The organism is Vibrio sp. NH-7 (assembly GCF_053643215.1).
On sequence record NZ_CM132188.1, the window covers coordinates 1,353,882 to 1,374,516 of the forward strand.

Sequence of the window (20,635 nt, forward strand, 5' to 3'; positions counted from 1 at the left end):
GGGCATATACCTCCAAAGAGGTGTATGAGAGATGACTTGATAAGAATCAACTAATGGGCTTGTTTGAGGGCGCATATTGGTCAACTAGCACGGAAGCAGAGCGCTGAAAACAAATACAACACCAGTGGTCTAAATGATAAAAATGCAATAATTGAGTTTTTTGTCACACGAACTTTCCTTGCTAGGCATTATCCTTATAAAATGTAAGGCTTTGTAAATTACGCTGCGGGGGTCTTATGATAGAAATCATAATCGACGGCAAATATCGAATTGTGGAAGAGGGTTCAACCCTTCTAGAAGCAGCCAAAGTATGTGGGGTAGAGATCCCTTCTTTATGCGGGCTAAATAAATCTAATCAGAAAGTGCCTTGCGACTTGTGTGTGGTAGAGGTAGAAAGCGGCGGCACTCAGCGCGCCTGCGAACTCGAAGTCTACCGCGGTCTGAATGTTAAAACGCAATCAGACCAACTCAGCGAGCATCGCCGTCAGGCACTCAACCGCATCATGCAAGATCACTATGCAGACTGCGAAGCGCCGTGCAAAACTGCCTGCCCAGCTGGGGTAGACATCCAATCGTACCTTTACTTCATCGCACAAAACGATCATAAAAAAGCGATTGAAGTGATTAAACGCACGCTGCCGATGCCACTATCGATTGGCCGCGTTTGCCCTGCCTTTTGTGAAAGTGAATGTCGCCGCTCCTTGGTGGATGAGTCAATCGCCATTCGTCAATTGAAACGCCACGCCGCAGATGCCGACCTAGCAGCGCAAGAAGCCTACACGCCTGAAAAGAAAGCCGATAAAAACCTCTCTATCGCCATTGTCGGCAGTGGGCCAGGTGGCTTAACGGCGGGCTATTATCTTTCCAACGAAGGGTATGACGTAACCGTATTTGAGTCGATGCCAAAAGCAGGTGGCTGGCTACGTTATGGCATTCCTGAATATCGACTACCAAAAGCGATCCTCGATAAAGAAATCGAGCTGATGTGCCGCAATGGTATGCAGATAAAAACCGAGCAAAAGCTTGGCGAAAACCTCTCACTGAGCCAGTTGAGTGACGACTATGATGCGGTCTGCCTTGCGGTTGGCGCTTCCTTAGCGGTCGAGATGAAATACCCTGGCAGTGAACTTACTGGCTGCTACCTTGGGGTCGATTACCTAAAAGACTTTGTCACCGAGCAAACCTACACCACAGGTGAAAAAGTGGCGGTGATTGGTGGCGGTAATACTGCGATTGACTGCGCGAGAACCGCTCGCCGCGCAGGGGCAGACACCACAATTATCTATCGCCGGACGCGCGAAGAGATGCCAGCCGAAGATTACGAAATTGAAGAGGCTGAGCACGAAGGCGTTAAGTTTCTGTTTCTAACCAACCCGGCTGAAAACATTGCAGATGAAAACGGCCACGTGAAAGAAGTTCGCTTAGAACGAATGGCGCTGGGCGAGCCCGATGCGTCAGGTCGCCGCAGACCAGAGCCAACCGGAGAGTTTTTCACTCAAGCATTTGATACCGTGATTGCCGCTGTCTCACAAAAGCCTGATCTGAGCTTTCTAGAAGGTGACGATTTATCGATTCCATTAACTCGATGGAACACGTCTGAGTCTGATCCACAAACCATGCACACGGGTACAGGCAATATTTTCAGTATTGGTGATTTTCGCCGCGGCCCCGCAACCGCCGTTGAAGCGGTTGGAGACGGCCGAATCGCCGCCAAAGCGATCGACCTGTTCCTCAATGGCGACATGGCCGATATGCCAGCGCCAGCCTTCAACTCGCGTAAAGAACAAAAACTGGCGCAAGTGGATCCAATCCACTTCGAGAACTTCCAAAAAGTGGCTCGCTCGATTATGCCAGAGCTCACCCCAGCTCAGCGCGAACAGAGCTTTGATGAAGTCGAGCTCGGCTTTGACAACGAAGAGGCCATCAAAGAAGCGGCGCGCTGCCTAGAGTGTGGTTGCCAAGCCAACACCAGTTGCGATCTGCGAGACTACTCAACTGAATATGGTGCCGAGCAGCACTTTGAGCTTGGCCTTGAAGTGAAAAGTCATCAAGATTGGCTCAATGTAAGAGCGAAAGATTCACGCCATAAATTCAGCGTCGACCGCAGTTCTGAGTTCATTGAGTTCGATGCCAACCGCTGCATTAGTTGCGGTCAATGTATTCAAGCCTGTAGCGAACAAGCGGTGCATGGCATTCTCAACTTTGTCCATGACCAACATGGCCGCCCTGCACTGCGCCCTGATGACAGACCGCACTTTGGTTCAAGCAAAAATGGGCGCTTGCTGATGGGCGATTCCAACTGCGTTCAATGTGGTGCCTGCGTTCAAGCGTGTCCAACCGGTGCCATGGTAGACAGCCGTGACCGCGCTCAAGGACGTGAAGAAGTATTGAAAAAGGTCGACACCATTTGTACCTATTGTGGTGTGGGCTGTAAATTGACCGTGCATGTCGATGAGGCAAACAACCAAATCATGCATGTTACTGGGGCGCAGTCTCCGGTCAATGAAGGCATGCTTTGTGTGAAAGGGCGTTTCGGATTTGATTTCATCAGCGATGATGCTCGTTTAACCACGCCGCTGATACGTAAAGATGGCTGGCTACAACCCGCAAGTTGGGATGAAGCCATTGCGCTTATCGCCAAGAAGTTCACCGCCATCAAACAAGACTTTGGCGGCAACGCACTCGCTGGGTTCTCATCCGCTAAAACCACTAACGAAGACAACTACGCTTTCCAGAAGTTTATTCGCCGTGAGCTTGGCACCAACAATATCGACCACTGCGCACGATTGTGTCATGCCTCTAGCGTCACTGGTCTCGAAGCGTCTCTGGGTAGTGGTGCCATGACCAATGACATCCCGAGCATCAAACACTCGGATGTGATTTTTATTATCGGCTCAGATACCACCTCGGCTCACCCTATCATCGCTTCTCACATCAAGCAGGCGATTCGCCACCACGGTGCACGCTTGATTGTGGCGGACCCTAAGCGCATTGATATGGCGGATCACGCCGAGCTTTACCTTGCTCATCGACCGGGGACTGACGTGATGCTGCTTAACGGTATCATGCAGCAAATCATCAAAAATGGTTGGTACGACCAAGAGTATATCGAAGAGCGCGTGGACGGCTTTGACACCCTACTCCAAGAAGTGATGTCTCCTGCCTATGCGTTAGACAAAGTTGAGTTGGTCACGGGGGTCAGTGGCGACGACATCTTTGCTATGGCACGTATGATCGGCACCGCCGAGCGCACTGCGGTCTACTACTCCATGGGCATCACCCAGCATACAACCGGACACGACAATGTTCGCTCGATTGCTAACTTGCAGCTTCTTTGCGGCAACATCGGCATTGAGGGTGGCGGTATCAACCCGCTGCGTGGTCAATCCAACGTGCAAGGTGCTTGTGATATGGGCGCACTACCCAACAATTACCCTGGCTATCAGAAAGTCTACAACCCAATGATTCGTCAGAAGTTTGCTATTGAATGGGACGCGCCAAACCTTCCTTCAGAGCCAGGTTTGACGCTAACCGAAATCATCGATGGTGCCTGCAATCGAGATGTGCGCGGCCTGTATATCATGGGTGAAAACCCTGTACTGAGTGACCCTAATCAAGCTCATGTTATTGAAGGATTGGAGACGCTCGATTTCTTGGTGGTGCAAGACATCTTCTTAACTGAAACCGCTCAATATGCCGATGTTGTGTTGCCATCTTGTTCGTTTGCCGAAAAATCAGGCCACTTCACCAATACAGAGCGGCGCGTGCAACGCGTCAATCCAGCAGTGAAAGCACCGGGAGAAGCCAAAGAAGATTGGTGGATCATTCAACAAATCGCTAACGCCATGGGTGGGGATTGGCACTACAAAGAAGTATCAGACATCACCAGCGAAATCGCTCGCGTGACGCCACAATATGCAGGGCTTCGTTGGGAGGCGATCACCCCAGATGGCGTGCAGTGGCCAAGCAACAAAAACAACCCGAACGGCACGAGGATTATGCACCAAACCCAATTTACTCGCGGCAAAGGACAAATGGTTGGGGTGCCATTCCGCTATGCGGCCGAGCTTCCGGACGAGGATTTTCCTTTAGTCCTGACTACTGGGCGTGTGCTTGAGCAGTTCCATACCGGAACCATGACGCGCAAAACCAAAGGTTTGGATAACTTAGCCGGTCCAAGAGCTATGATCAGCGTCCAAGATGCAGAAGCGCTAGGCATTAGCAATGGTCAACGCTTGCGAGTCTCCACTCGGCGCGGTTCGATTGAGATTGATGCCTTTGTGACCAAGCGAATTCAACAAGGTGTGGTGTTTATTCCATTCCATTTTGTTGAGTCGCCTGTGAACCGATTAACCACCACCGCAACTGATCCCCATGCAAAAATACCGGAGTTTAAAGTGGCTGCGGTCAAGGTAGAGACAGTAGAGCCTCAAGCTACTCACTAAAAGCAAAAGCCGACGTTATCGTCGGCTTTTTCATATAGTTAATAACCATTAAAAGTGCTCGCGTACAAAGGCTAACGCGTCGTCGCTGTTATTATAGACGTGACTGTCGATCCCCATCGCTTTGGCGGCAGCCACGTTCGCCTCACTATCATCAATAAACACCGCATTGACGGGATTACCTCCGGCCAGTTGCAGAGCAATCTCAAAAAACAATCGATCGGGCTTAGCGACACCAATATGTGAGGAGCTAACAACAAGATCGAAGCTGTCTTGCAATGCAACAGAGGCGAGATCTGCTTCTAACTGAGACGTACCATTAGTCACCAATACGAGTTTACTCTCAGGGGTATGTTGACGAATCCCTTCTATTAGCGGCGTATCAATAAACCACTCCGCTTGATTCCATATTTTAACCAACTGTGCCGCAACCTCCTCACCCCAGTGGCGCGCCAGTTGCTCAGTGACTCTGTCACACCATTGCTGATGAGAAATCTCACCGCATACCGCTAAATTCAATAGTTCGGTAGAAAAAGCACACGAATACAATGCGCCCTTAGAAATCCCTAGCACCGCTTCTGCCTGAGAAACTTCATTACCGGGCCACTGCCTAATCACCCCATCAAAATCAATTAATACAACACTCTTCAACGCTCACCTCCATGTGATTGTTTCACGCTTTCGCTTTTTCTATTTGTTTTACTACTTTATAGCCAAAGCCAGAGATTAACTCATTGATACGATGCACATTTCCACACTCCCCTTGCGCTAAACGCAAACAAAGTTCTATGGATGTGACATCATCAGGGTAGTATTGGTGTAAAACCTTGGCGATGGAGTCCAAATCACTCAACCAGCTATTGTCTTGCTCTGCGACAAGTAAATAGGCACTGCGCAGCAGTTTTTTGCCCAACACTTTAGCACTAGCTTGTCCATCCTGAGCTTGAATAGACTCACGCGACGATTCCAATACCTGCGGAAGATCCTCATTGAGCTGCCAAGCGATCCGTAAGCTTGGTTTATGAAGACGAAATCCAGTCGATAGGTCTTCTCCCCATAAGCAGCAACAGCAATGTTTGAGCCAAAACTGCCAACGATACTCTTCCTCTTCCGCCAGCACTTCTTGTAGGTGGCCTGGGTCAAAGTCCAGCTTGCTAATGGCGGAATATTGCGAAGTTAGCTCATTGGCAATGCGTTGCAGCTGCTTATGGTCGTTTGAAGAAAGCGGTTGATGGAACACCACAGACGCATCCAAATCTGACTGGCCAAACACAGCATTTCCCCTTGGCACACTGCCATAGAGATAAACGCTATGCAGCTGGTCTGGAAAGGTCTCTTTCAAGCGTCGCAGCATTTGCTCGACTACCGGGGCAAACTCCGGCTGAACATGTTCAACGCTATATGGGTTATCAATATAGCCTTGGCTAGTGAGTCCTTTATTATCAAGCATGCAGCTCTCCCTAGGCATATCAAATCTATTAAACTAACAGCTCCTGATAACTGCTGATTTGTTTAATTGACTGGCTCAAATCATTGTTGCCATTAAAGCTATGATGAATTGCGACCACATCACAGCCTGCCGAAACACCCGCGCTGACTCCTGCGTGAGAATCTTCGAAAATCACCGCCGCCTCTGTTGGTAAGTCCAGTTGAGAAAGTGCCAATAAATAGGCTTCAGGGTCAGGCTTGTGCTTGGAAACATGCTCTTGAGTGATCACAACATCAAACAGTTCATCAAGATCTAGCGCGCGTAAGATGTTGTCGACCATCCAAGTGGCCGCAGAACTGACGACAGCGCATGTTTTTCCTTGCTCTTTGAGATATTGAAGATAAGTCAGAGCCCCATGATTGAGCTCCAATTCACTGGCAAGCAATGCCTCATAATGAGCTCGAAAATGCGTATTAAATTCGGCTAAATCAGGCGAAATACCCGCATGTTGAAAGAAATGTGCTGTGACCACAGGCCAACTTTCACCCATCACTTGCTTGTAAATATTGAAATCGACCTCTGCGCCATAGTCCGCGCACGCTTTTGCCAGCGCCAACCCTTTTAATGGCTCCGAATTAACTAAAGTGCCATCCATATCAAACAAAAACGCTTGGTATTGCTCCACGGTTATCTCCATATACAACTTATTTTATGAATGAGTTCTCACATATACAGAATCGTGGCATTTATTGCAAAGATATCAACTAATTATAAGTATTGGTTACGACGTAATCTCAATTCGCTAGAGAATACAATCACGATAGCTGTTCTACAAACTAGGCTGCATCAAGCTGGATTGGAAGAGCCGGGACTTTGGTGTCATTCGAAAATATCCCAAACGTTGCGATAGGGGGTATTCAAGGATAAGTCACACCAGAGCAAATACAGAGCGCCAAAACGAACAAAGCCGACCTAGTGGTCGGCTTTTCGATTTACATCAGCTTACTTAGTGGCATCAAGTAATGCGCTTGTCACATTCATTGACGAAGTTGCATTTCCGTTTGTTAACGTAAACTGGACAATTTGTGACGTCATTTCCAGGTTCGCAACACCATCAGCATTACTCTGTGGTGAGATTACTGTGGAGTGCTGCGCTTGACTCACAGTTTTAGTGAAGTAAGACGCGAGTTTTTGGCCTGACGTATCTTTCGTGCTATTTACCAATTCCAGTTTCTTGAACAGTGGTTCAGTGCCAGATGTTGGAGATGTCGAGACCGCGTTTGGAATCGTTTGATCATCTTCTGCTTGAATTCCCAGGACAGGCGCACCGGTTAGGTTCACCATCGACGCAATATTGTAGGGATCAACGTTATCTAGCACGGTTTGAGCTGCGAACGTGAATTTGCTTAATGTACTAGAAACTGCAGCTTTCTCTGCAGCCGACGCTTGACCAAGGTAATTATCGAAACAATCTGGACCTGCGGTGGAAGCTGGTACACATGTTTTACCATAGTAACTCTGATAACTAGTCAACGACAGAGCAACACTATGTTTAATCACTCCTCTGAAGCTACCTGACTCTAGCAAGAATGGCGCAATACCGCCGCCTGGATTCGCTAAGGTTGCGCTAGTATATTTAAAGATATTACCTTCAAGTGGTGATACAGGCGTGTTACCAATCGCATAAGAACTGATACCCGTGATCGCACCGATGGAGTGGCCAAACAGAGAGACATTGCCTTTATCTAGATTAGCGAATGCCGCGTCGGTTGCACCGTTAAGCGCATAACGCACACCCAGGCCATCGATCGCGCTTTGGCGAATGTTGTCACGCGCAACAGGTAGGTACTGTAGGTTCATGTACACTGTTGGCGACAATGGAGTAGTAACCACTTGCTGGCTCAATCCGCGCTGACCGTGAAGCGGTTGGTCAATGGCAATGATCGCGTAAGGCTTATACGGCGCAGAGCCGATCTTCATAGCGGCACCGATGTGCTGCATGGCAAACGCATAAGCACTCTCTTTGATGCTGGTAATACCATGTTGATACTGCAAGATAGGTAAGTCTGAGCCAATCGCCGCCCCTTCAGGCACGAACATCAAAAACGGAACCTCTTTCACAGCACGAATCTGAGGGACTGCGCTGTATTTGGTCATGATACGCTCTGGGTCAAGCTGAGAGCCATCAGCTAGCGTCAATTTCTGCCCCACCAATGCTTTCAATTTCTCAGGGTCTTGCAGATCGACAGCTGGGTTAGTGATGCCAAGTATTGCCAATTGCTGAGCAATCGCGTTTTTGTCTGCGTCAGAGCCAGAACCGAGTACCGATAGAATCTTAAACACGCTTGGCATCGCGCTACGCCATGGTGTCTTCTGCCAGGCGTTGCCTGATAGTGAGTCAGACAAGAAGTATGGCAACTTAACCGTGCCCTTAACCACTTGGATCGAAGCGATCGCTTCATTGGCAAAGTTTTGGTTGTAAGCCGCCTGCAATAGCGCAGCACTATCAGCACCAAACCCGCTAGCGAACATAGGATCATTCGCAACGGCATCACCAAAACTTTGTTTGCTGGTGACCGTCATCTGATAGATTGAATCTAGGGTATCTGCATCGATCCCGGTTGGGTTGGCAATCGAACCGTTCCATATATCTGAAGGGTTAACCGTTGGTAGAGCGGTCTGAGCAATCGCACTCTTGGTTCCCAGTAGCACCTGACCTGCAGAAGAAGTGGTAAACCATGAGGAGTAGATGATGTCATCAGAAAGTAAAGCCGTGTTATCTGCGAACGTTTTTTCAACACTTTGGATAATTTTCTGCGGTGTCGCTAGGCTACCTGATTGCGTAAACTCGGTCGTTTTCAACATCGCATAAGAGCTAGACGTACCCAAAGGCTCACCGTTGCTGTCTTGAAGACTGTCTGTCAGCGCGTAGATGTAATCTGTACCTGGCTTGAGGTTAATTGGTTTGATATTAAGTGAACGCTTGTCATCACTTAGTTCAACCGTGAAATCCTTATCATCGCCATGTTCTAGCGCTTTGACAAATGTCATTTCATTCGTTGCTAGATTAACTTTGACCTCTGCAACCCACACGCCCGCTTTAAAATCAGAACGTGCAGCATCTCTCGGAGAACTCGAGCTATTATCATCTGCAATCGTAACGCCACTTGGTAGATTCAAGTCCATCACAAATGGCATTTGTGGACTCCAACCATCCACCTCACCTAGCGCCACTTCTGGGTTGTCTAGCCCGGTAGACTGCCCCTCAGTCACAGGGATATTTAACGTGCTGTCAGAAGTGTCCAATAACAAAAATGAAGGCAAAGGAACCGCGGCGTTATCGCCTAATAAGGTGAAATCAATTGTCGAGCTACGCGAAAGCATCTCATTAATCGCTTCATTCGAGTATGGCTGGTCCGTACTTGCACCGCTGCTTTTTGTATCATTTCCACAACCCGCCAGCAGTACAGCAGAGCAAACAAGTGATAGAGAAAATTTGTTATTCATTGTATTTACTCCCAATACTACTTAAAGGTGTAGTTCAGCTGAACTGCGGATAAGAAGGCCAGCGCGTCTGCATCAAACGTAAGCTCATTGCCTGCTGCATCTGTTTCTTTAAAGCTGCCACTCTTGCTCTGAACTAGAGTAAAGCCCGCATCTAAACTTAGGTTATCTGACCATAGGTAGGTCAAGCCCGCGGAGTACCAGAAACGATCACTATCAGGAATGCTAAGCGTCGCATCGCCTGCTTGCTCGTCGTAAGCCAAACCCGCTCGAAGTGTCCATTCTTTGTTTAGGGTGTACGTTGTACCGACAGACCAACGCTGGTTGTCTTCATAGTGTTCTGTTTTCTTGAAACATACGCCATCTTTACATTCTGAGCTGGTCGCTTTTAGCTCTTTAAAACTGCTCCATTGTGTCCACTGCCACCCGTAATGAACCGCCCACTGGTCGTTAAGTTGATGGAAAGCAGACAACTCCAAAATTGCTGGCAACGTCAGTTGAAGCTGACCTTTAGTTTCATTCTTGTTCGGGTCAAGAATCACCCCGCCATAGTGATCGGTAAACTCACCATCATCGAAATTCAAATTGACCGCAGAGCGATAACCAAAGCCAAAACGGTTCTCTTGATCCAGTTCGTACAGAGCGCCAATATTCCAGCCAAAACCAATGGTTTCGCCTGTCATACTAATGATTTTGTCGCTTGGCTTACCTCCAAGTGGAAGACCACCTTGGTGGCGGTCCAACTTAGCTTCTGCGTACACTAGGTTAAGACCCGCACCCACACTGAACTGCTCGTTCAGTTTGAACGCCACATTCGGATTGAGGTTAACAGACAAGAGCGAAGTGTTACCCGCCAAGTCACCAGCATAGATATCATCAGGGTAATCGGTCGCGACACCATAAGTTGTAAATGAAGCAAAACCCACGGCAAACTTATCGCTAACAGGATGGATGAAATAGGCAGCAGGGACAAATTGCATTGGCGCAACGTCGCTCGATTTCTGTTTGAAATCTGCGTCCCCAATTTTGGTTTGGGTGACATTCACCTCAGGATCAACGATCGACAGCGCACCAGAAAAGGTGGTGTTTTCAAAAAGTGTCATGGCAGCGGGGTTACGTGCTAATACACTCGCATTGTCGGCGACCGCGCCTTCACCAGAAAACGCGCGACCGAGGCCCGATGCCGAATGTTCTGCGACTTGGAAACCTGCGGAATGAGCGTTACACGCAAACAATATGGAGATTGTCAGCAGAGAGCAGTGCTTTTTATTCATCCTTGACCCTCCTAGGGTACGTTCTTTTTCGAATGGCATTGTTGTAGTTTTTGTTGTGCGACACTATGCGGAAATCGGATGTGAATACGCACAATGTTAATTAGATGTTATTTTTTGTATATCGAAATGTCAAAAAATAACCAACATTGGCGCATCAAAAATGACGCATTAGTCATAGCAATAATATAAAGCGTTGTATTATCTACACTTATCAATAGAAAGTGGTCAGATCAGATTTGTTATCGATTACATCGTTTAGATATCGAACCAAACGAGCAAAAAATCAACAAACGCCCAGAGCCGAGTGACTTATCTGGGGAGCTTTTAACAACAACACTAAATCGATGATAACGTTTGCTTCTCATCGATGCGGTTAATCGTTACAATCCCTTACGCGATTTACGCAACTTTATTTATTCTCAGGGCGGGGCGAAATTCCCCACCGGCGGTAAGTGTTCTTCACTGTTAATGAAGAAACCACAAGCCCGCGAGCGCTCGATTCGTCGAGGTCAGCAGATCTGGTGAGAGGCCAGAGCCGACGGTTACAGTCCGGATGAGAGAGAATGAAAAAACATCACCACGGTCATCTTTGGTGATGCATTTCGTTTTGGCTGGAGTTTTAGGACTCTAGTGCTCATATATGCCCTGATTCTGGTGATATTTTAGGAGTTAACCATGAATCAGTCCTCTTTACTTGCCGAATTCGGTGACCCAATTACCCGCGTTGAAAATGCACTTATCGCCTTAAAAGAAGGTCGTGGTGTGTTGTTACTCGATGATGAAGATCGCGAAAACGAAGGCGATATCATTTATTCGGTGGAATCTCTGACCACCGCTCAAATGGCGTTAATGATTCGCGAATGCAGCGGCATCGTTTGCCTATGTTTGCCAGAAGAGCAAGCGGATCGTCTAGAGCTCACGCCAATGGTTGAGAACAACAACAGCGCCAACCAAACCGCATTTACCGTATCAATTGAAGCGAAAGTAGGCGTAACCACTGGTGTCTCCGCGCAAGATCGCGTGACAACGATTAAAACGGCGGCAAACCCAACTGCGAAGCCGTCTGATCTGGCTCGCCCGGGCCACGTATTTCCGCTTCGAGCACGCAAAGGTGGCGTACTGACACGTCGTGGACATACAGAAGGTACTATCGATCTAATGCAGATGGCAGGGTTACAGCCTGCTGGTGTGCTTTGTGAAGTGACCAACCCAGATGGTAGCATGGCGAAAACACCAGAAATCGTCGCCTTTGGTAAGCTGCACAATATGCCAGTGCTGACGATTGAAGATATGGTGCTATACCGCCAACAGTTCGACCTCAAACTGGCGTAAACCATAGCCAAGTGCGCGGACTCTCCTGCGTGCTTGGCATTTTCTCGCTAACGACCTGCGGCAGTGACGACCTTGAACATCCAATTACAACGCCTTATTGAACAAGACTCGCAACGCATGGCGATTCTACGCCTAGTATCTACCTTCAACTTGCCTCAAGGCTATGTCGCCGCTGGATTCGTGCGAAATCTTGTCTGGGACACGCTTCATCACCACACAAACTCAACGCCGTTGAATGATATCGATGTGATCTATTTCGATTCTGAAAACCTTGAAGCGGCGCGAGAACTGGCGATTGAAATGCAACTTAGTGAACAGATGCCAGAGCTTAATTGGCAAGTTCGAAATCAAGCCCGCATGCACGAGCGAAATGGAGATAAGCCCTATTTGGATGTGGTTGATGCCATGAGTTACTGGCCAGAGAAAGAGACCGCTGTCGCTGCCAAAATTAACGCGGATGGAATGGTCGAATGCATCAGCGCGTTTGGTTACGAATCTTTGTTCGCTCTACATATCTCGCATAATCCCAAGCGAGACATCAGCAGCTTTGACCAAAGAGTCACGAGTAAAAACTGGTTAACACTTTGGCCAAAGCTCACTGTCGTAAGGAACTCGGTTTAAGCAGCGACGACGTTGCTTTGTGACTGTCGATGCTTCGTTTCTATCGCCGCAAATAGTGCCAATAAAATCAGTGCTGCAATGGAACCTGCGAACGAGACATACAAGGTGCTGTAGTAGTTAAACAGCTCACCAACCACACCGACGGAAAGACTCGCCACCAGCATACTGACGTTAAGCATATTTGAGAACAAGGTTGATGCTGTGCCCAAACGGTCTTTCATCATATCTTGAAGCACCACCATCCCTAGCGTGGCGCACACGCCGATAAAGAAACCATTCAGCAATTGCGCGGCAAGCATGGCGGCGAAGCTGGTACTCATCAGCATCACAAAATAGAACGCGATGCCACTTGCAATGCCCATCATCAACAGTTTGATGGTCCCTACCCGCTCTGCTAGCCTACCTGCGCCAAGCATAATTGGAATTTCACACAATGCTCCCGCGCCAAATAGAATCCCTAGCCAACTTGGATCCACCATTAGTTCTTGTGATAAGTAAAGCGGCATACTGGTGATGTAAAGGTTGTTCGCTGCGAAGGCAAACACCACCACCAAGCAATAGACAGCAATCAAATGATTGGCCGTTTGAGGAGCTTTAGTGGCCGCTTGTGGTTCTTCTTCTGAATCTTGTTTAACAACGCCATTGGGCAAGTACTTAGCGATAACCAAAATGGAGACACTGACAATCGTCGCCGAAACACCAAACGACGCATTGTAGCCAAAGCTAGCTTTTAGCATAAATGCCAATGGAGGACCAAACACCCACGCAATGGCAATACCTGCACGCATGGTTGACAGGAAGGTGGTGCTGTCTTCGACATAGCGATCGCCGTACTCGCGCCCCAAAGCAAACAGCTGCCCAAATGCGGCGCCACTGACGCTACCAAACACGGTCGCGATGGTGATAGCGAGCCAATAATCTCGCACCACGATAAAGCTCGATACAGTGATGAGATAGCAAGTCAGCGCCACCAGCAAAATCGTTTTGCGCTTCCAGTTCTTATCTGATTGTCTTGCGATCAGCTGCGACACAACCACCGCACTGACAACCGCCATCACCATGTAAAGGCTCAGCATCATCGGCGATGCACCCAATTCTTCGACAATGAACAAACTCGATAGCGGATAAAAAAAGGCCCCGCATAAACCAGTAACGAACGCGGTGATGATAAACAACAATGCTGTTTTATCTTTCAACATATGTGGGGCTCCTTTGAGTTAAGTGTGTGAGTTAGTGAGACTACAGTTTAATCAAAGATATGCAGGCCCATTGATAGTATTCGAGCCACCTCTAATACTAATCCTTCAATTTACCAAACTCCTTTGACAGAAAAGCAACAGTTACCCTAATCTTGGTTGGTCAGATAAGGAGCCGAGCGATGAAGCCGTATATTGAAAATGTGATGGACACACCGAGCAACGATTGGATCGTGCGCGAGTATCATTGCCGAATCAAAAAAGAAGAATTTGCCTGCTCATGGCACTATCACACCGAATACGAACTGGTGCTTTATCAAGACCCAGATAACGTCTTTAACGGCAACTATTTTGCCGGAGATTCGGTCGGCTCCATTGGCCACAACACCCTCTTGCTTTATGGCCCCGGTCTGCCTCATATGATCACAGGCCAACTTAACGGCTCCGATGAAAAGCCGCATCACTCCGTCATTGTCTGGCTCAAACATCACTGGATAGAAAAACTGCAAGCCACAATTCCAGAAGCTCGAAACATCAAACGCTTACTCGAAGACTCTGCCTATGGCCTCAAATTCAGCCCTGCCGTTTCGCAGCAGGTGTCTGACCTATTGACTGGGGTTGAAAACCTAAATCGAGCCTTTCAGGCGGTTCGGGTGATTGAAGTGTTATTGCTTCTGGCAAATGATGGGCAGTCAGAAAAACTTTCCGCCTCTCCTTATCGAATTAGCCAGTTATCCGGCAACCGCGAAGCGCGGCAAAAAGTGCAGTTAGCCACGCACTATATTGAGGAAAACTACGCCAAAGCGATACGCATCTCCGATTTAAGTAAAAGCCTGCACATGAGTGAAAGCTCTGCGTATCGTCTGTTTGAAAAGCACTATGGGGTGAGCTTTTCGGATCACATCAAACAGTTTCGCATCGGCAAAGCCTGTGAGCTGCTAGCAAGTACATCGTTACCTATTGCGTTGGTGGCCGAGAACACAGGGTTTCAAAACCTCTCGAACTTTAATCGCCAGTTCAAAACGGTGAAAGAGATGACACCAACCCAGTTCCGCAACCAGTTCCAACAGGCGATTAAATAGGACAAACTTTCCGTCAAAGCACGTCATTGCCTGATCCCAATAGAGCGCCAATGCGTAAGGGTATTAAACTCTGTTAAGCAAATGAATGAACATGACCACCATCCGCCTCATCTTAGGTGACCAACTCAATATCAAGCACTCTTGGTTTCAGCACCAAGACGACAGCGTGTTGTATGTTATCGCTGAACTCCATCAGGAAGCGAGTTACACCACTCACCACATTCAAAAGCACTGCGCCTTCTTTGCTGCCATGACCAGTTTTGCCGACGAGCTTAAGCAGCTCGGCCATCAGGTGCTCTATCTCGACTTAGACCAGAGTGAACAATATCAAGACTTGCCTCACTTGCTTGCAAGCCTTGTCGAGCAATATCAAGCCACTCACCTTGAGTATCAACGCCCCGATGAGTACCGTTTGCTCAAGCAGCTAGAGGCGCTCACTATTGAAGAGGTGAAAGTCACTATGGTGGAGAGCGAGCACTTCCTGTTCCCGTTTGAGGAAATTGCCGAGGCTTTTCCGGCTGGTAAACACATCTTGATGGAGCACTTTTACCGCAAAATGCGCCGACGCTTCAATCAACTCATGGAAGGCGACAAACCGGTTGGGGGAAAATGGAACTTAGATGCCAACAACCGCAATGCGTTTAAAGAGGACGACCTAGAGGCGATTCCTAACCCACTGATGTTTGCCACAGATGTCAGCGATATTATGGCAAGACTTGAACGCCACAAGGTAAAAAACATAGGTGATGTCTCCAACCCACTGATTTGGCCTATCAATCGTAGCCAAGCTCTTAATTTATTGGCGCATTTTTGCCAGCACTGCTTGCCGCGATTTGGTTTTTTCCAAGATGCCATGACAGACCGTCACCCAGCAAGTTGGAGCTTGTATCACAGTCGACTCTCTTTTGCTCTCAACAGCAAGCTGATTTCCCCTCTTGAAGTTGTCACTAGTGCCATCACCTATTTCGAAAAGGCCAACGGCGACATTTCACTGTCACAGATTGAGGGGTTTGTCCGTCAAATCATCGGTTGGCGGGAATACATTCGCGCGGTCTACTGGGCAAACATGCCGCAATACAAAACGCGAAATCATTTTGATGCAAAACGCCCACTGCCGAATTACTTCTGGACAGGCAAAAGTGGCATGAACTGCCTCAACCAAGCGGTTGGCCAATCTCTGGAGCATGCCTATGCTCATCACATCCAGCGCCTTATGGTGACTGGCAACTTTACACTGCTGGCGGGGATCAACCCTGACGAAGTCGATGAGTGGTATTTGGGTATCTACATAGATGCCATCGAGTGGGTTGAGATGCCCAACACCCGTGGCATGGCACTGTACGCCGATGGCGGGATCGTAGGGACCAAACCCTATGCAGCCAGTGGTGCTTACATCAATCGAATGAGTGACTACTGCAAATCGTGCCGCTACAAAGTAAACCAAAAAAGTGGCCCAACGTCGTGCCCACTTAACAGCCTCTACTGGCATTTTATGGTCAGACATCGAGATCTAATTGGCACTCTTCCTCGCATCGGCATGATATACCGCAATTGGGACAAGATGAGCGATGAAGCACAACATGCCATTTTAGAGACCGCAGAACGTAATCTTCAACGTTTGGAGGAGCTGTAATGAAAGTACTCGTAATCGGAGGAAGCGGCGGTATTGGTCAAGCCATCGTCAACCACCTCGTTAGCCACTACCCGCAAGCTGATGTCGCTGCCACCTATCACCGTAACCAACCTGAGCATCAGCAGAGCCTAGTTCGCTGGTATCCACTTAATGTCGAGGACGAAGCCAGCATTAAGCAACTTGCCCAGCAGTTTGAGCAGTTGGATTGGATCATCAACTGCGTGGGAATGCTGCATACACAGCACCAAAAACCAGAAAAGAACCTTGCCTCAATCGTCCCAGAGTTCTTCCTCAAAAGTATGGCGGTCAACTGTTTGCCTACTCTACTAATTGCCAAACATTTCCAGCCTTTATTGAGAAAAAGCGCTCACCCCTGCCTTGCCACCGTCTCGGCCAAGGTCGGCAGCATTACTGATAATCAACTCGGCGGTTGGTACAGTTATCGAAGTTCCAAAGCAGCCCTCAACATGGCACTCAAATCCATCGCCATTGAATGGGGGCGCTTAATGCCCAAAAGCGTGGTGGTTGCGCTTCACCCTGGCACCACCGATACCCAATTGTCTAAGCCGTTCCAAACCAACGTGCCTGAGGGAAAACTCTTCACGCCAAATTATGTGGCGACTCAGTTGATAACTATTTTGCACTCACTCAAGGCGAGCGACAGTGGCAGCTTTATCGCCTATGACGGAGAGCGATTGCCCTGGTAGCCAAAAACAAAAAAGCGCTTCGAAGAAGAGTCGAAGCGCGATGGAAAAGGTAAGGACGGGAGTTGAAGCCTACAATACCTGGATGGTGACCTTACCGCTTTTGCCCAACAATCACAGAAGTTACGACTCGCTAATCCCCCTTATGCGCGCATTGCGTCTACGCAACATTTCTAGGGTGACGAGCAACAGTACCGACATCAAAATCAACAAGCTTGCGACGGCCAAAATAGTGGGGCTAATTTGCTCACGAATTCCGGACCACATCTGTCTAGGGACCGTTCTTTGTTCGACGCCGGTAATAAACAGCGCCACCACCACTTCATCAAACGATGTCCCGAACGCAAACAAGCCACCTGAGATCATTCCCGGACGAATAAGAGGAAATGTCACGTGGCGAAACGCGTAAATGGGATTGGCACCTAGGCTGTACGCTGCTCTAACTAAACTATGATCAAAGCCACTCAAGGTCGCCGTTACGGTAATCACCACAAAGGGTGTCCCCAATGCAGCATGAGCCAGCACGATGCCAACAAAGGTTTGGGAAAGGTCTAACCGCGTGTAGAAAAAGTACATTGCAGCGGCAGAAATGATCACAGGAACAATCATCGGTGAAATCAAAAACGCCATAATGGTGTTACGAAAAGGGACATTATTCGCCGCGAGCCCCATAGCCGCCAACGTACCCAACGCTGTGGCTACAATAGTGGCGCAAATCGCAATCAGCGTGCTGTTTTTCAGGGCATTGATCCACTGCTGGTTAGAAAACATATCCGCGTACCAGCGAATCGAATACGCCTCAGGATCCAAACTCAACATCCCTTCGGTAAAGGTAAAGTAAGGGGTGGCGTTAAATGAAAGCGGAATAATGATTAAGATTGGCGCAATCAGAAACAAAAACACCAAAGTACAAAACCCTAAGTAGCCATAATACGCCACGCGCTCGCGGCCACTACAGTAGCTCGGCAGTGCCATAATTAACCTCCTACCTTAATATTGTTAATGCCAACGACGCGGTTAAAGAGGTAAAACAGCGCCAGCACCACAGCCAGAAGTAATCCACCTAGCGCGGCTGCCATCCCCCAGTTCAGTGACGTCTGCATGTGATACGCGATCATGTTTGAAATCATTTGACCACTTCGCCCTCCAACCAGCGCAGGCGTAATGTAAAAACCGATAGAAAGAATGAACGTCAGCAGCGCCCCCGCGCCAATGCCTGGCAGAGTGAGCGGCATGTAAACCTTAATGAAAGCGGTCGCTGGCGTCGCACCTAATGACCTAGCTGCGCGAAAGTAACTGGGGCTGATGCCTTTCATGACACTGTAGAGAGGCAATATCATAAACGGCAGCAGGATATGAACCATGGCGACAATGGTGCCAAAGGTATTGTGTACCATCGCCAGTCGTTCGGAAGTCACCCCAGACCAAATCAACACATCATTGATCACCCCCTGGTTTTGCAGTAGCACAATCCAAGATGTCGTTCTCACCAAGAGCGAGGTCCAAAAAGGGAGCAGCACCACAATCAGCAATAAGTTCGCCTGTTTGTCTGGCAAATTGGCAAGCAGATAAGCCACCGGATACGCCATCACTAAGCAGATCAAAGTAATAGTGAGTGACATTCCAAACGTTTTGCTAAATAGGTCGACGTAGACTTGGCGCGTCTCTGGCTGAGCGCTGATGTTACCTTGATCGTCATAACGCATATCGAGCGCGGCAAGGTAATAACTCAAGGTGTAAGGAGAGCTTAAGGTCTTCAATGCCGACCAATAGTGCCGCTTAGCCCAGCGTTTATCGAGTTGTTGTATCTCTTCCGCGCTGACAGGAAGGCGCTCTAACTTCGCCAGTTTTCGCCCCGTTTTCATCATTAAACTGCGCATTCCCGACACTTCGATATTCAATCGATTAGCCAGTTTAGGCAGTGTTTTATCTTGATAGCGCGCCTTCAGCTCTTGCATAAATTGCTGCTGGATCGCCACGCTTGGCAAACCTTGATAATCCCACTGTTTGATCACTTTTGCCGTTTGAGGAAAACCACTCGGTACCGCTTGATTGTCGACACTGCGATACAGCATCTCAACAATTGGAAACGCAAAGGTGACGCAAATAAAACAGACCAAAGGAAGGATAAGCAAAAGGGATCGAATCTGTTTCTGTCGTTCGGCACGCTTCAATTGAGATTTAAGATCTGGCTTGGGTTTGGCCAGCTTTCTTTGCAAGGAAATGACCGAAGAAAGCCCACTCAGTTCACGGCTCATGCCACTTCCTCCTGCTCAAAGGACTCTTTCGGACAATCAAGCGCATGACAATCTTGGCGGTTCCAACCGATCGCAAAGACCCCTCCGAGCTTAAACGCTTGCGAATGGCGATGACCGTTGGTGACCTTGACCACCAGATCGCCCACACCCGAAACACTGACGACCAGACGATGGTGATCGCCGTGATAAATCAGCTCTTTCAAAGTGCCCGTTACTTGGTTATCACACCTATCCAGTTCCGGCGTAATACTGATCTTCTCAGGACGTATCGACAACAGTGTCGGCTCGCCAACCTCACTCACACTTACCGCTTTCGCCGACAGTTGCTGCGGTCCAACCTGAACTAAGCAATGGTCAGCATCAAGCGCCTCAACCGTACCGAAGAGTTGGTTGTTTTCGCCAATAAACTGCGCCACAAAGGCATTGCTGGGTGATTCGTACAGATCCGTCGGCGATGCCAACTGCTGAACCGCGCCGTGATTAAACACCGCAATGCGATCGGACATGGTCAAGGCTTCATCCTGATCATGGGTCACGTACAAAATGGTAATGCCCAACTTCTCATGCAAGTGCTTGATCTCAAGTTGCATTTGCTCTCGAAGCTGCTTGTCGAGTGCTCCTAAAGGTTCATCCATTAAGACCAGTTTTGGCTCAAACACCAATGCTCGGGCCAACGCAACACGCTGCTGCTGACCACCTGAAAGCTGCTTTGGGTAGCGGTTCGCCACATGCTCAAGCTCTACCATTTTCAAAGCGGCATCGACTTTGCGCGAGACCTCTTCCGAAGGCAGTTTTCTGACCTTAAGCGGAAAGGCGAGGTTTTCTGCAATCGTCATGTGTGGGAACAACGCATAGTTTTGAAACACCATCCCAATGTCTCGTTTATGCGGTGCAAGATTATTGACCGGCGTGCCATCAATGTAGATTTCGCCGCCCGTAGCGGTTTCGAAACCTGCCAACATCATCAAACAGGTGGTTTTTCCAGAGCCAGACGGCCCAAGCATAGTGACAAACTCGCCGGGGTTGATGTCTAAGTTAAAATCCTTTACCACCAAGTTTTCACCATCGTAGGTTTTCTGAACGTGCTGAAAGCTGACGTACTCTTTATGCATTGTCATGGTTGTTCCTTTTCGACAAATCAATCACCCAATCCAGCTAGG

Annotated in this window: 15 protein-coding genes and 1 riboswitch; of the genes, 6 read left to right on the forward strand and 9 right to left on the reverse strand. The window is 48.5% G+C overall.

All coding sequences use genetic code 11. From position 1 onward, the window contains the following. Window positions 1-236: 236 nt before the first annotated feature. Window positions 237-4,445: a formate dehydrogenase subunit alpha gene (fdhF, locus tag ACUALS_RS20435; RefSeq protein WP_454449558.1), complete on the forward strand. Its 4,209-nt coding sequence runs from the start codon at window positions 237-239 to the stop codon at window positions 4,443-4,445. A 48-nt stretch (window positions 4,446-4,493) separates the two neighbouring features. On the opposite strand, the gene ACUALS_RS20440 is transcribed toward fdhF, so the two are convergent. From ACUALS_RS20440 to ACUALS_RS20460, 5 genes are all read right to left on the reverse strand, one after another. After that, window positions 4,494-5,093 carry an HAD family hydrolase gene (locus tag ACUALS_RS20440; protein WP_454449559.1) on the reverse strand — a complete coding sequence of 200 codons (600 nt, stop codon included), beginning with the start codon at window positions 5,091-5,093 and terminating at the stop codon, window positions 4,494-4,496. 22 nt (window positions 5,094-5,115) lie between these two features. Beyond that, complete coding sequence (locus ACUALS_RS20445) at window positions 5,116-5,892, reverse strand: nucleotidyltransferase domain-containing protein (RefSeq protein ID WP_454449560.1); 777 nt, start codon at window positions 5,890-5,892, stop codon at window positions 5,116-5,118. 28 nt (window positions 5,893-5,920) lie between these two features. Next, window positions 5,921-6,568: an HAD family hydrolase gene (locus ACUALS_RS20450; protein WP_454449561.1), complete on the reverse strand. Its 648-nt coding sequence runs from the start codon at window positions 6,566-6,568 to the stop codon at window positions 5,921-5,923. 305 nt (window positions 6,569-6,873) lie between these two features. Beyond that, the gene (locus ACUALS_RS20455) at window positions 6,874-9,378 is read right to left on the reverse strand and encodes a VolA/Pla-1 family phospholipase (RefSeq protein WP_454449562.1); all 2,505 of its coding nucleotides are present in this window, start codon (window positions 9,376-9,378) and stop codon (window positions 6,874-6,876) included. Between the two features lie 17 nt (window positions 9,379-9,395). After that, complete coding sequence (locus ACUALS_RS20460; protein ID WP_454449563.1) at window positions 9,396-10,649, reverse strand: outer membrane protein transport protein; 1,254 nt, start codon at window positions 10,647-10,649, stop codon at window positions 9,396-9,398. Between the two features lie 411 nt (window positions 10,650-11,060). Continuing rightward, window positions 11,061-11,218, forward strand: a riboswitch (FMN riboswitch). 106 nt (window positions 11,219-11,324) lie between these two features. Between ACUALS_RS20460 and ribB the strand changes: the two genes are divergently transcribed. Together ribB and ACUALS_RS20470 are read left to right on the forward strand one after the other, a co-directional pair. After that, window positions 11,325-11,981 carry a 3,4-dihydroxy-2-butanone-4-phosphate synthase gene (gene ribB, locus ACUALS_RS20465; protein WP_039474971.1) on the forward strand — a complete coding sequence of 219 codons (657 nt, stop codon included), beginning with the start codon at window positions 11,325-11,327 and terminating at the stop codon, window positions 11,979-11,981. A gap of 117 nt (window positions 11,982-12,098) precedes the next feature. Further along, complete coding sequence (locus ACUALS_RS20470) at window positions 12,099-12,602, forward strand: nucleotidyltransferase family protein (RefSeq protein ID WP_454450015.1); 504 nt, start codon at window positions 12,099-12,101, stop codon at window positions 12,600-12,602. On the opposite strand, the gene ACUALS_RS20475 is transcribed toward ACUALS_RS20470, so the two are convergent. Beyond that, a complete protein-coding gene (locus tag ACUALS_RS20475) occupies window positions 12,599-13,801 on the reverse strand; it encodes a sugar efflux transporter (protein WP_454449564.1) in 1,203 nt (400 codons plus the stop codon). The two genes, ACUALS_RS20470 and ACUALS_RS20475, sit on opposite strands and share 4 nt — an antisense overlap. Before the next feature lie 179 nt (window positions 13,802-13,980). Between ACUALS_RS20475 and ACUALS_RS20480 the strand changes: the two genes are divergently transcribed. From ACUALS_RS20480 to ACUALS_RS20490, 3 genes are all read left to right on the forward strand, one after another. Beyond that, the gene (locus tag ACUALS_RS20480; RefSeq protein WP_454449565.1) at window positions 13,981-14,880 is read left to right on the forward strand and encodes a helix-turn-helix domain-containing protein; all 900 of its coding nucleotides are present in this window, start codon (window positions 13,981-13,983) and stop codon (window positions 14,878-14,880) included. A gap of 85 nt (window positions 14,881-14,965) precedes the next feature. Beyond that, complete coding sequence (locus ACUALS_RS20485; protein WP_454449566.1) at window positions 14,966-16,513, forward strand: cryptochrome/photolyase family protein; 1,548 nt, start codon at window positions 14,966-14,968, stop codon at window positions 16,511-16,513. Continuing rightward, window positions 16,513-17,220: an SDR family oxidoreductase gene (locus tag ACUALS_RS20490; RefSeq protein WP_454449567.1), complete on the forward strand. Its 708-nt coding sequence runs from the start codon at window positions 16,513-16,515 to the stop codon at window positions 17,218-17,220. The genes ACUALS_RS20485 and ACUALS_RS20490 overlap by 1 nt, the downstream gene beginning before the upstream one ends. Window positions 17,221-17,340: 120 nt before the next feature. Here ACUALS_RS20490 and ACUALS_RS20495 read toward each other — a convergent pair whose 3' ends face one another. The 3 genes from ACUALS_RS20495 to ACUALS_RS20505 are packed head-to-tail and all read right to left on the reverse strand — an operon-like array spanning window position 17,341 to window position 20,593. After that, a complete protein-coding gene (locus ACUALS_RS20495; RefSeq protein ID WP_454449568.1) occupies window positions 17,341-18,192 on the reverse strand; it encodes an ABC transporter permease in 852 nt (283 codons plus the stop codon). A 2-nt stretch (window positions 18,193-18,194) separates the two neighbouring features. After that, the gene (locus ACUALS_RS20500) at window positions 18,195-19,475 is read right to left on the reverse strand and encodes an ABC transporter permease (protein WP_454449569.1); all 1,281 of its coding nucleotides are present in this window, start codon (window positions 19,473-19,475) and stop codon (window positions 18,195-18,197) included. After that, entirely contained in the window at window positions 19,472-20,593 is a 1,122-nt protein-coding gene (locus ACUALS_RS20505) for an ABC transporter ATP-binding protein (RefSeq protein WP_454449570.1), read from the reverse strand. The genes ACUALS_RS20500 and ACUALS_RS20505 overlap by 4 nt, the downstream gene beginning before the upstream one ends. Window positions 20,594-20,635 lie beyond the last annotated feature (42 nt).

Coding starts and splice junctions, on each gene's coding strand:
- fdhF (WP_454449558.1), top strand. CDS start 237: ATGATAGAAATCATAATCGACGGCAAATATCGAATTGTGGAAGAGGGT.
- ACUALS_RS20445 (WP_454449560.1), bottom strand. CDS start 5,892: ATGCTTGATAATAAAGGACTCACTAGCCAAGGCTATATTGATAACCCA.
- ACUALS_RS20450 (WP_454449561.1), bottom strand. CDS start 6,568: ATGGAGATAACCGTGGAGCAATACCAAGCGTTTTTGTTTGATATGGAT.
- ACUALS_RS20455 (WP_454449562.1), bottom strand. CDS start 9,378: ATGAATAACAAATTTTCTCTATCACTTGTTTGCTCTGCTGTACTGCTG.
- ACUALS_RS20460 (WP_454449563.1), bottom strand. CDS start 10,649: ATGAATAAAAAGCACTGCTCTCTGCTGACAATCTCCATATTGTTTGCG.
- ribB (WP_039474971.1), top strand. CDS start 11,325: ATGAATCAGTCCTCTTTACTTGCCGAATTCGGTGACCCAATTACCCGC.
- ACUALS_RS20470 (WP_454450015.1), top strand. CDS start 12,099: ATGGCGATTCTACGCCTAGTATCTACCTTCAACTTGCCTCAAGGCTAT.
- ACUALS_RS20475 (WP_454449564.1), bottom strand. CDS start 13,801: ATGTTGAAAGATAAAACAGCATTGTTGTTTATCATCACCGCGTTCGTT.
- ACUALS_RS20480 (WP_454449565.1), top strand. CDS start 13,981: ATGAAGCCGTATATTGAAAATGTGATGGACACACCGAGCAACGATTGG.
- ACUALS_RS20485 (WP_454449566.1), top strand. CDS start 14,966: ATGAACATGACCACCATCCGCCTCATCTTAGGTGACCAACTCAATATC.
- ACUALS_RS20490 (WP_454449567.1), top strand. CDS start 16,513: ATGAAAGTACTCGTAATCGGAGGAAGCGGCGGTATTGGTCAAGCCATC.
- ACUALS_RS20495 (WP_454449568.1), bottom strand. CDS start 18,192: ATGGCACTGCCGAGCTACTGTAGTGGCCGCGAGCGCGTGGCGTATTAT.
- ACUALS_RS20500 (WP_454449569.1), bottom strand. CDS start 19,475: ATGAGCCGTGAACTGAGTGGGCTTTCTTCGGTCATTTCCTTGCAAAGA.
- ACUALS_RS20505 (WP_454449570.1), bottom strand. CDS start 20,593: ATGACAATGCATAAAGAGTACGTCAGCTTTCAGCACGTTCAGAAAACC.